A 10,351-nucleotide genomic window follows, 5' to 3' on the forward strand; every position below is an offset into this window, starting at 1 on the left:
GGTCAGTGATTAAGTCAGCTCGCGCCATGGTTTCGTTCTGCTTTCCTTCCGCTGCCATCCGGTCGCTTGCCCCTGTTCATCATACCCGCTTGCATCGCAGCAAAAGCTCTTTCAAATCGAAATTGATCGAGGCCACGCCCCAGCCCGGCTCGCGATCGAACGGTCGGCGAATATAGTAGGGGCCTTCGACGCTGTCATCCTCGGCGACAATCACAATGGCCAGCACGAACTTGTCGCCCTGGTTGAAGGCATAAAGTATCTCGTTACGGGTTACCGTGACCGTCGCGGCGCCCTTCGCGCGGCCCTTGACTTCGATGTGGCGAGGCTCTGTTTGCTTATGGTTGGGGGCTTGCCTATGGTCGAGGGCCGGCGGGTTCGACGTCAAATCCCAGCCGCACTTTTCCCGCGACACATCGACGACCTGGCAACCGCGGGCTTCTTCATACCGCCGCACCGCCTCCATCGCCAGCCGCTCGATACGGCTGCGCGCGAGGGGGCCGGCGGAGACCTCGGGCGCTGCGGCGTCGTCGCCACGCGCGTGCCGCAGCAGGCCCGCCGGCACGACCAGCGCGCCGCCCAAGACGATCGGCGTGCCGTTCACCACGTGCCGCATCGACTGCAGCTCTTTCTTGCGGTTCTCCAGGCGGCCTTCCAGATCGGTGACGGTGCGGCGGGCGTTCTCGAGGTTGAGCCGCACGTCTTTGCCCGACGCCAGGTCTTCCTTGAGCCGCACCCAGCGATCGGTCCAGAAAGCGATCTCCTTGCTCAGCCGGTCGTGTACGGCGGCGAGCGTCTTGTCGACATGGGCCACGCGGCGGTCCGAAACTTCACGGAAATGTTCGGGCACCAGCGTCTCGGCCGCCAGCGCGATGGCCCGCCGCTCCTGATCGGCGGCGATCCAAGGAGCGTCGAGCACGTTGTTGACGAGCGGCCGCTGGTGATCGGCCAGCGGCTCCAAGTCGAGGTGCGGCGCCCAACCGGCGAACGAAGTCGAGCCGTCGGGATTGACGCGCACGAATTGCAGCCGTTTGGAAAGCGCCTGGCCGTCGCCCGACTTCACCTCGTGCGTCAGCAAGAACATCAGCCACGGCTCGTGGCCGGCGTCGGCGGGATCGACGAGCACCGTCCCCTGGCGCAGCAGGTTGGCGTGTTGCTCCAGCAGCAAATCGCTGACGGCGAGCATGAGTGGATGGCCGGGGTGCATCAGCACGGCGCGCGCCAGGCCCGGCTTGTCGAGTGGCTGCATCGCCTCCTTGTCGAAACAGACGCGGTCGTAGCGCTTGAGCACCGGCTCCAGCTCGCGGCGATTGCGGCCCGTGATGCGGCGATCGCGCTCGCGGATGGAGGCGGGCACATGGGTGATTTCGAGGCGGCCGTGCTCGCGAGGATAGATCGAACCGCCGAACTGCTCGAACGCCTTGAGAAAGAACGAGCGCACGAAGTAGGGTTGCAGCCGCCGGGCTTCGGCTTTTTCCATTTCCAGCTTGACGGCATACAGCCGCTCGGCGCTCATCGTCTCTTGGGCCAGGGCGTTGCGGTCGAGCAGCGACTTCAAATGATCGTGGTCGAGCGCCTGGTCGATCTTGCGCGTCAGGCGGGCGCGCACCTCGGGCTGGTCGCCGTAGCGGATAGCTTGAATCAGCAGCTCCTTGAGGCTGGTTCCTTCGAACACCTCGCCCAGGATGTCGAACACGCGTCCCTTGAGTGCCTCGCTTTCGATTTCCAGCTTTTCGAGCAGCCGATGGTAGACGTCGCCTTCGCGGGTCTCTTTGGCGACGAGGTTCCACAAGTGGCAGACTTCGATTTGCCCGATGCGGTGAATGCGGCCGAAGCGTTGTTCGAGGCGGTTGGGGTTCCAAGGCAGGTCGTAGTTGACCATCAGGTTGGCGCACTGCAGGTTGACGCCTTCGCCCGCGGCATCGGTGGCGACCAGCACGCGCACGTCGGAATCGGAGCGGAACAGGGCCTGCAAGCGGCGGCGTTCGTCGCGATGCGTGCCGCCGTGGATGGTGATGATGGCATCGGGGTTGCCGAGCACTCCGGCGATCCGCTGGTGCAGGTAGTTGAGGGTGTCTCGATGCTCGGAGAAGACGATCAATTTGCGCTGCCGGCCGAAAGCGTCTCGCATTTCGGGAGCGTTCTGCAGAATGGTCGAGAGCTCCTCCCATTTGCGGTCTTGCCCGGAGGCCACCACGGCCTTGGCTTGTTGCTCCAGGCGTTTAAGAATGACGATTTCCGCCCCCAGCTCGTTGATGGTTTGGGCGGCGGTGGCGTCGTCGACCAACGCTTCTTCGAGGTTTTCCTGTTCCTCGGCGTTGAGATCGTCGTCATCCTCGGGAACGACCGCCAGCGTTTCGGCCAGCGCTTGGCGGCCACGGATACCGAGCTTCTCTTCGCGGAGGCGGTTTTCCAACCGTTCTCTGCGGCGTTTGAGCGATTGGTAGATGGCCTCGGGGCTGGAGGCGAGGCGACGCTGCAGGGCGGTTAGCGCGAAGCCGACGGAACCCTTTCGTGAACCGTGCAGTTCGTCGGCCTTGCCCATTTCGGTCTTCACATATTCGGTCACGGCCTCATACAAGGCGGCTTCAATTTCAGACAGCCGGTAGTTGACGGTGTAGGCCCGGCGTTCGGGAAACAAGGGCGTGTTGTCGAACTTGACCAGTTCTTCCTTGACCATGCGGCGCATGAGATCGCAGGCATCGACTTTGTGAACGCCGTCGCGGAACTTGCCGTAAAAGCGGTCAGAGTCGAGCAGCGAGAGAAAAAGCTGAAAATCCTCTTCCTTGCCGCAGTGTGGCGTGGCGGTCATCAGCAGCAGGTGGCGCGCGTTTTGGCCCAGGCGTTCCGCGAAGCGAAAGCGGCCCGTTTTTTCGAGCTTCGAGCCGAAGTAGTGCGCGGCCAGTTTGTGGGCTTCGTCGAAGACGGCCAGGTCCCAGCCGGCATTGCAGAGCTTTTCTTGCAACTCCTCATTTCGCGACATCTGATCGAGGCGCACGATCAGTTGAGCATGGTCTTCGAACGGGTTGCCGCTGGGCGACGCCTCTTCCAGCGCCGCCGAGTAAATGCGGAATTCGAGGCCGAATTTCTCGAACAGCTCATCGCGCCACTGCTCTACGAGGCTGCCCGGCGCCACAATCAAAATGCGTCGCGCGTCGGCCCGCATGATGAGCTCGCGGACATAGAGACCGGCCATGATCGTCTTGCCGGCGCCAGGGTCGTCGGCCAGGACGAAGCGCAGCGGCTGCTTGGGAAGCATCGACTCGTAGACGGCGGTGATTTGGTGCGGCAGGGGCTCGACGTTCGACGTATGCACCGCCATCATCGGATCGAAAAGAAACGCCAGGTCGATGCGTTTGGCTTCGCACGTGAGCTGGAACGCGGCGCCGTCGCCGTCGAACGACCACGGGCGCTCGACGGTGGCCACGCGGATGTCATTTTCGTCGCCGCGGCCGAGCAAGCGTTCTTTCGTGGCGCCGTCGGGAGTGCGGTAGAAGACCTGAATTGCGCCGTCGCCAATCGGCACGACGGCGGCCACCGTTGCCACCGCCGACGGCTCCAGACCGACCAGCGGCAAACCAGGTTTGAGATCTTCGAGTTTCGTCATTGGTCGGTCGTGGTCCCGTGCGTTTTTCGCTTTTGGCGCCAATGCCTTGCCTGCGCTGCCTTAAATATCGCACGCCGGGCGCGACGGCTCAAGGTGCCGTACCCACGGTGCCCAGAGGCAAAATCGATTCTAGGCTCGCAGGCCCAATATCATACGCGCAAAGCGAGACACCGATCCCTGAGCCTCAAGAGTCAAGCGGCAAGATCGTGGTCACCCCAGGGCGACACGATCCGCATCCCGGCGGCTTCCAAGCCTAAGCCGCGCGGCGGCCCCCAACGGGCGCGGAGGCGATTTCCGCGGAGTTGCGACCGATTCTCCAGCGGCTGGCGATCAACGCCGAGACTTCGACACACTGGCTTGCTTTGGTCGCTCGCTTGCGTGTCGCTTTTGTTAAGGAAAGCGCCGCGCGCGGCGCTTTTGCCTGCACGCGCCAGCCGATCCGTGCAGCCTGCGCTCAAAGTGCTCAAAGACCGAATCGCTCAATTCGGCGGAACGGCATCCCGGCGCGCCGGGATTGCGTACAGAGGATTGGCCGCGTACCTCGTGGGACGCGACAAACGTGTCGCCTGCGCTCGGGTGAGACCCGGTCGGGCATGTGCAAAATCGTCGAAAATCGACGAACTTGCCGGTAAGACCGTACTCGGTTTTTGTTCCGATGGTAGGATCAGTCATTAGCAATGCGTCCCCTGCAATTCTTCTCATGGTCGTCTCCTCGACACTGAGGTTCCACTTCCATGTTAGCCTGCCGCATCATGTTCGAGAACGCACGCCGCAGTTCAGCAGTTCGGACGTCTAGAACAGCCGCCCCTGCGAATCGACTTCTCCCGGCTCGAGGCCGAGGTGCTCGTAGGCGGCGGGCGTGGCTTTGCGGCCGCGAGGTGTGCGGATCACCAGGCCGCTGCGCAGCAGATACGGCTCGACTTCGTCGACCAACGTGTCGGGTGCCAGGTTCATCGTGTGGGCCGCCGCCTCCACGCCCACCGGCCCGCCGTGAAACACGCGAACGATCGTTTCCAAATAGCGGCGGTCCTGGCCGTCGAGTCCGAGCGCGTCGATGCGCTGCATTTCCAGCGCCGATCGGGCCAAGGCGAGCGTGATGTGCCCGTCGGCCTTGCTGGTGGCATAGTCGCGCACCCAGCGCAGGCGATTGTTGGCCAGCCGGGGAGTGCCGCGGCTGCGCGAGGCGATCTCCGTGCAGGCGGTCGGCTCGATGCGGCAGCCGAGCTTGCCCGAATTGCGGCGCACGATCTCGGCCAACTCCTCGACGGTGTAAAAGTCGAGGTGCTCGCGCATCACGAACCGGTCGCGCAGCGGCGCCGACAACAGGCCGGTGCGCGTCGTCGCCCCGATCAGCGTGAAGGGCCGCAACGACATGTTGATCGTCCGGGCATTCACGCCTTCGCCCAGCGTGATATCGATGCGAAAATCTTCCATGGCCGGATAGAGGAACTCTTCGACCGCCTTGGGCAGCCGGTGAATCTCATCGATGAACAGCACCGAGCCTTGCTCGGCGTTCGTCAGGTAAGGAATCAGGTCTTTCGGGGCCGTCATCGCCGCCCCGCTGGCGATCTGCAGCGTCACGCCCAGCTCGCGCGGAATCACGGTGGCGAAGGTGGTCTTGCCCAGTCCCGGCGGGCCGTCGAAGAGAATATGGCCCAGCGTCTCGCGCCGCTTTCGAGCGGCATCCAGGGCGATTTCGATTCGCGCAAAAACCTCCCGCTGCCCGATCATGTCGCGCATCCGCTGCGGCCGCAGGTCGCGATCGTCGTCCGCTTCCGGCAGAGCGGCGGCTGGGAGTGCCGCGGAATCGTCGGCGTCGTCGTGTTTCAGAATGGGTTCGCGGGCCAAAGTGCCTCCGTGATGCGGCCAAAGGTTCAGCCGCGATGTAACTGAAGCTTTTCCACAAACGCCGCATGCTCAGGCGGTGCCAGGCCGCGTTGAACGGTTTCTAAAAGCATCGCGTCGTTGCCGGGCCCGATGAGTTCCGCCCGGAAACCAGGCGGCATGGCCTCGTAGAGCCGGTGGAACGTGGGCTGGTCAAGATGATCGCCCGCATTGAGCCGAGGCGGCTTGGATTCCACGTCGGTCTCGGCGGCGCGAAGCATGGTCGGATCTCCAGCGACGTTTCCTTGGTGCCCGCAAGACCTTTATCGTAGCTTCTGCTTCAACCTTCGACCAGCCGCGCGAGCCATGCTGCAATAATCCCAAACGGAGGGGCCTATGCCGCTACGCGATCACTTTCGCCCACCGATCTCCGCGAATCATACGGTTTGTGGCGGGCCGATGCGACACGTGTGTCGCGCCGTTCTGCGTTCATCTTGCCGCATCCAATAGTCAACGGCAGATCGCCAACATGGCCGTTGAACTGGGTGCCGCCTCGACGACACGGTTGGCCTGGAGGACCGATCCCGGTAGCGCTCCAACGGCAAATCGCGAAAGACTTTGTCGACATCGCCGACGGAACAATGCAGTACAGCCCGCGGCCGGGACGTGGTAAGATGGATTTCGTCTACCAGGTGGTCCGGCTTTGGGAGCGGCCCGCCGAGCAACTGCTCGTCGGCGAGCCGGGCCTGGCGCCATTGGCCATGCTCGGGCAACTTGCGGAAGGTGCGACCGTAGAGGATGGTCTGGTAGCGGTCGCGCAGCGTCGTCGTTCAAAACGACCAATCGTTTGCCTCGACCGTTGGCGCAGCGCACTGCGCGGCTGAAATCGTTTGCCTCGACCGTTGGCGCAGCGCGCTGCGCGGCTGGAATCGTTTGCCTCGACCGTTGGCGCAGCGCGCTGCGCTCTTCTCCGGGTAGCCCCCAGTACGGTTTACTTCTCTGTTTCTGCAAGTCCTTATTTCACAGAAGGTTACGGCTTTGCAGCCAAAACACCTCGTTGCATAATTCTCGCGGAAAGTGTCAGATTCCATCCGTGCGCGTGACGAGGTGACGGATCGCGAGGCTCTGACGAAGCTTGAACCGGCGGCGAAAGCGGCGGCTAATGCGGCGTGCGAAGGCCCCGCTACCCCGCATGCTCGTATTGAACATCCCGTCGCAGTGTTGTATCTTAGATCAACAGTTGAGATGTGGTTTGCCGGCAGCGTTGCAGCCATGGTTTTTATCGAATTCATTTGGGATCTCGACGAAGATCCTGATGGCAACGTCCAGCATCTGCTGGAACACGACGTAACCAAGGAAGAAGCGGAACACGTTCTCCGACATCCCGACTCCGAAACGACGAGCGACAGTAGCGGCCGGCCCCTCACTTTCGGATATACGGCGGAGGGCCGGCACTTGGCGGTCGTGTGGGAGCACGTTCTCGACGATCCATTGACAATCTACCCGGTGACGGCGTTCGACGCCAAAGAGCGAGCCTAGAGGTGTGACATGGAATTTCGTCGGCGACAAATGAAGATTGACCGCACGCCCGAGGAGCAGGCGCGCCTAAAGGCGGTCCGCGCGCGGTTTCAAAAGGAAAAGCCGTCGCTGGACGAGCTCGTGGCCAGCGGCGAATATACGCCGCCGATCAAGCAGGCCGAGTATTGGGAACTGATGAAAACTGCCGCGGCCCTGAAAAAGGCTCGCGAGGAGGCGGGCATCAGCCTGCGGCAAATGGCCGAGCGCATGTCGATCGACGTCGGCGCGCTCAGCCGGTTGGAAAACGGCGTCAACAGCAACCCCACTCTCGAAACGCTGTTTCGCTACGCCAACAGCCTCGGCAAGAAAGTGCTCGTCCAGCTCGTCGATATGCCGAAAAGCACTCCACGAAAGAGAAAGCCAGCCGTCTAGCCTCGACGCCTTTCTATGCCCGCTTTTGGTGGCCACGTTTTCAATTTGGCCACGCTTTCGAGGTGCAGGTCGAGGGTCAGCAAGCGGTCAACGCCGTGGACCAGCATCGCGGCGACGAGTCGCGCGTCATGCCCGTTCTTGCCGATGACCTGATACTGAACGACAAGTTGCTGCCACACTTGAAACGCAGCGGGAAGGTCGTCGAGCACTGAAAAGTCGGCACCGAAACGAATCAGTTCTGCCGCAGCCTGCGATGGAGTCAAGCCAAGTCCGTTCTGCGTCGCAGGGCGCGTGGCGACGCTCCAATACTCATAGAAGTTTTGCGGCACCAGAAAGATTCCTTCGCCCTGTTGAAGCAAGGCGGCCACCGCGTCGGCCCCAAGCTGGTGCATCGGGTGCTGCGGCTCGCTGCTGCGCGTCAGAATGTTTGTGTCCAGCAGGATGCTCATTCGCCGCGGTCGCCATACATGCTCTCGCGGCTATCATCGGCCACGTGCGGATTCGACGCATGGCTTGCTACCCACTCGCGCCACGCGGCAACTTTTTCTTGGGGCGTTCGTTGGGTCGGCGGACCACTGCCATTGGCCGCGGCGGAGACAGTGGCCAGCCATTCCAGATATGCCTCCAACGTCTGCCCCCGCCGCGCTGCGGCGTCTCTGAGCTTTTGCTCCGTGTCAGGCGGCAGGTGGATGGTTACGCTCATATCCTCATTCTAGCAAGGCGGCCGGTTATCGGGCCAGTGACGATTGAACGGCTCGCCGCGGCAAGTGCGCGACATCATGCTGGCTATGTTCGCGGCTTGCGCCCATCGAGCCGTGATGGAGCGGCTAACGCGTGCCGCCGTTGAAGCTCAACCGAAGAATTGGACCGGTGCCAGTCCCTAAAACCGAACGGCAGCGTGGCTGCTTCCGCGAACCGCTTTTGGGCGGCATAATCCTGGCACGCGCTCGCCGGCCGGCGAGCGGCGACAAGTCGCGTTTCTCGAGGAGTAGCCAAATGGCCATGACCTTTGATGCCACGTTGAAAGATCTGGCGCGCGAATGCCCGCTCGGTATTCTGGCCGAGTTCGACGAGCCGACCAGTTCGCCGGTGACACCGCTGAACGTCGACCTTTCGGCGGTGTCGAAGGCGGCCGACCTGGTGCTGGGCATCGGCGAGCCGCTGGTCGAGATCGTCCACGTCGAGTTCCAGTCGAGCGCGGCCGCGTGGAAGCACGCCGACCTCGTGCTCGATAACGCTCTCTTGTTCTCGCAGCACCACGTTCCCGTCCATACAATTTTGGTTCTGCTGCGTCCGCAGGCCGTTCACCCCAATGCCGACGGCACAGTGCAGTACAGCCCGCGGCCGGGACGTGGTAAAATGGATTTCGGCTATCAAGTAGTCCGGCTTTGGGAGCGGCCCGCCGAGCAACTGCTGGCCGGCGAACTGGGCCTGGCGCCGTTGGCCATGCTCGGGCAGCTTGCGGAAGGTGCGACCGTAGAGGACGGTTTGACAGCGGTCGCTCAGCGGCTTGCAGAGCGTTTGACGGCAGAGGCGGAGCCGGCACGGGCGACTAAGCTGTTGACATCGGCGCTTTTGCTGACGGGACTACGGGTTGACCGAGACGCGGCACTCAACATTTTTGGAGGAGTTCAGATGCTGGAAGAATCCGACACTTACCTGATGATCCTTGAACAAGGCGAGCAACGTGCGCGACGGGGCGACATTCTAGTGGTCGGCGAGGAAAGGCCGGGGACTGCTAACGAATCGGTGCGATCCAAACTCGATAACATTAAGGACCATGAGCGGCTGCTGCGCATGGTCCGCAAGGCGGCCACGGCGGCTACTTGGCAACAAATCCTCGACACGCCGTGAGCGTCTGCTAGACGGCTTTGGCACGCGGCCCCGACCGGGCCCTGTGCCCGGCGGGCCGTGATTGGCCGGCTAACGCGCGCCGCGCAAACAGCCGCCGCCGCTGGGTGCATCCCAGCGGAGCGCATGATTCATGGGCCCGCTCAGCCTAACAATTGGACCCGTCCCGGACCTCGTTTTTCTGCCGGCTTCGCACGTCGCCGCTTTGCTTAGGGTGCTCCGACGCATAGCGCGATGGCGGTGCCAATGTCATCCAATTCCGTCGACGTAGTCGTGCCTAGGCGTCGCACAAAACGCTGTTCAGATACGGATTTGGTCTGAAACGCGTCCGCGCCGGAGTCCTTGGCAAGCCCATTCGACTGCGTGGGCGGCAAATGCACAAACCACGGATAGCTAACGTACTGCGGCTTCCAATCCGTAATCGGGACGACCATCCTCAACGGCAAACGCCCGATCGTGTCGAGGCTGACGACCACGGCCGGCCGAATTTTGCGCAGTTCAGCCCCGATGGCCGGATCGAAGTCAATCAACCAGATTTCGCCGCGCTTCGGTGTTGGAACTTTCGCCATAGATGTCGTTTGGGCCGAAGGCTTCGAAAGCGGTCAACGCCGGATCGTTCCGGTAATCCTCTTCGGCCATCGCGGCCGCGGCTTCCAGAATGGCGTCTCGTTCTGCCGGCGGCAGCTTGCGAAGTTCGGCCGCCGTCCATCTCTTGACGGGTGTGGTTTCATTAGGATTCATGGTTTGCCTCTAATGTCTCGCCGCGGCGCGCAGCGGTTTCCCTAAGTTTTTACTCCGTTTGAGCCGGCAGGTGGATGCTGATACTCATGTCCATATTCTACCAAGGCGCCCGGATATCGGGCTAGCCTGGATTCCCATAGTCCCCTTATCGGCTAAAGGTTCGCGGGCGGGAACCCGCTAATTTCCGGGCTTTTTTGACAGACTGCTATAGGTGATCTCTTTACTTAAAAGTATGCTTCCACCTTGTTACACGAGATTCGCGCCCGCGATGGCCTTCGCACGCTGGGCATGAAAACGCCTGTTTTCACGGGAAAATAGGCGGTGTCGTGCTGGACCGCCAAAAACGATCCGCGAGAAGGCATCCGAGCTGACATAGTGGAA

11 protein-coding genes are annotated in these 10,351 nt (G+C 62.2%); 4 read left to right on the plus strand and 7 right to left on the minus strand.

Annotation, left to right across the window (positions count from 1 at the left end; all coding sequences use genetic code 11):
* Positions 1 to 79: 79 nt before the first annotated feature.
* The 3 genes from VNH11_22495 to VNH11_22505 all read right to left on the minus strand — a co-directional run bounded on the left by VNH11_22495 (position 80) and on the right by VNH11_22505 (position 5,709).
* A complete protein-coding gene (locus VNH11_22495) occupies positions 80 to 3,604 on the minus strand; it encodes a helicase-related protein (protein HVA49150.1) in 3,525 nt (1,174 codons plus the stop codon).
* Between the two features lie 792 nt (positions 3,605 to 4,396).
* Entirely contained in the window at positions 4,397 to 5,386 is a 990-nt protein-coding gene (ruvB, locus tag VNH11_22500) for a Holliday junction branch migration DNA helicase RuvB (GenBank protein HVA49151.1), read from the minus strand.
* Between the two features lie 92 nt (positions 5,387 to 5,478).
* The gene (locus VNH11_22505; protein ID HVA49152.1) at positions 5,479 to 5,709 is read right to left on the minus strand and encodes a hypothetical protein; all 231 of its coding nucleotides are present in this window, start codon (positions 5,707 to 5,709) and stop codon (positions 5,479 to 5,481) included.
* A gap of 393 nt (positions 5,710 to 6,102) precedes the next feature.
* Here VNH11_22505 and VNH11_22510 point away from each other — a divergent pair, with 393 nt between their 5' ends.
* The 3 genes from VNH11_22510 (at position 6,103) to VNH11_22520 (ending at position 7,378) form a co-directional block, all read left to right on the plus strand.
* Entirely contained in the window at positions 6,103 to 6,312 is a 210-nt protein-coding gene (locus tag VNH11_22510) for a hypothetical protein (protein ID HVA49153.1), read from the plus strand.
* A gap of 193 nt (positions 6,313 to 6,505) precedes the next feature.
* Positions 6,506 to 6,967 (plus strand): hypothetical protein, encoded by a 462-nt coding sequence (locus VNH11_22515; GenBank protein HVA49154.1) that lies wholly within the window; start codon positions 6,506 to 6,508, stop codon positions 6,965 to 6,967.
* Positions 6,968 to 6,976: 9 nt separating this feature from the next.
* On the plus strand, positions 6,977 to 7,378 hold the full coding sequence (locus VNH11_22520) for a helix-turn-helix transcriptional regulator (protein ID HVA49155.1): 402 nt from the start codon (positions 6,977 to 6,979) through the stop codon (positions 7,376 to 7,378).
* Here the strand turns inward: VNH11_22520 and VNH11_22525 are convergent.
* Positions 7,375 to 7,827 (minus strand): hypothetical protein, encoded by a 453-nt coding sequence (locus VNH11_22525; protein HVA49156.1) that lies wholly within the window; start codon positions 7,825 to 7,827, stop codon positions 7,375 to 7,377. The genes VNH11_22520 and VNH11_22525 overlap by 4 nt on opposite strands.
* Positions 7,824 to 8,081: a hypothetical protein gene (locus VNH11_22530; protein HVA49157.1), complete on the minus strand. Its 258-nt coding sequence runs from the start codon at positions 8,079 to 8,081 to the stop codon at positions 7,824 to 7,826. Before VNH11_22530 ends, VNH11_22525 begins: the two co-directional genes overlap by 4 nt.
* Positions 8,082 to 8,374: 293 nt before the next feature.
* On the opposite strand from VNH11_22530, the gene VNH11_22535 reads away from it, so the two are divergent.
* The gene (locus tag VNH11_22535) at positions 8,375 to 9,232 is read left to right on the plus strand and encodes a hypothetical protein (protein ID HVA49158.1); all 858 of its coding nucleotides are present in this window, start codon (positions 8,375 to 8,377) and stop codon (positions 9,230 to 9,232) included.
* Between the two features lie 206 nt (positions 9,233 to 9,438).
* Here the strand turns inward: VNH11_22535 and VNH11_22540 are convergent, their stop codons facing one another.
* Together VNH11_22540 and VNH11_22545 are read right to left on the minus strand one after the other, a co-directional pair.
* A complete protein-coding gene (locus VNH11_22540) occupies positions 9,439 to 9,798 on the minus strand; it encodes a type II toxin-antitoxin system PemK/MazF family toxin (GenBank protein HVA49159.1) in 360 nt (119 codons plus the stop codon).
* The gene (locus tag VNH11_22545) at positions 9,752 to 9,970 is read right to left on the minus strand and encodes a hypothetical protein (protein ID HVA49160.1); all 219 of its coding nucleotides are present in this window, start codon (positions 9,968 to 9,970) and stop codon (positions 9,752 to 9,754) included. The genes VNH11_22540 and VNH11_22545 overlap by 47 nt, the downstream gene beginning before the upstream one ends.
* Positions 9,971 to 10,351 lie beyond the last annotated feature (381 nt).

It is taken from the genome of Pirellulales bacterium (genome assembly GCA_035533075.1).
GTDB lineage: Bacteria > Planctomycetota > Planctomycetia > Pirellulales > JAICIG01 > DASSFG01.

Excerpts from the sequence above, each read along its gene's own strand:
- VNH11_22510 (HVA49153.1), top strand. The coding sequence starts at position 6,103 with ATGGATTTCGTCTACCAGGTGGTCCGGCTTTGGGAGCGGCCCGCCGAG.
- VNH11_22540 (HVA49159.1), bottom strand. The coding sequence starts at position 9,798 with ATGGCGAAAGTTCCAACACCGAAGCGCGGCGAAATCTGGTTGATTGAC.
- VNH11_22495 (HVA49150.1), bottom strand. The coding sequence starts at position 3,604 with ATGACGAAACTCGAAGATCTCAAACCTGGTTTGCCGCTGGTCGGTCTG.
- VNH11_22545 (HVA49160.1), bottom strand. The coding sequence starts at position 9,970 with ATGAATCCTAATGAAACCACACCCGTCAAGAGATGGACGGCGGCCGAA.
- VNH11_22535 (HVA49158.1), top strand. The coding sequence starts at position 8,375 with ATGGCCATGACCTTTGATGCCACGTTGAAAGATCTGGCGCGCGAATGC.
- VNH11_22525 (HVA49156.1), bottom strand. The coding sequence starts at position 7,827 with ATGAGCATCCTGCTGGACACAAACATTCTGACGCGCAGCAGCGAGCCG.
- VNH11_22530 (HVA49157.1), bottom strand. The coding sequence starts at position 8,081 with ATGAGCGTAACCATCCACCTGCCGCCTGACACGGAGCAAAAGCTCAGA.
- VNH11_22505 (HVA49152.1), bottom strand. The coding sequence starts at position 5,709 with ATGCTTCGCGCCGCCGAGACCGACGTGGAATCCAAGCCGCCTCGGCTC.
- VNH11_22520 (HVA49155.1), top strand. The coding sequence starts at position 6,977 with ATGGAATTTCGTCGGCGACAAATGAAGATTGACCGCACGCCCGAGGAG.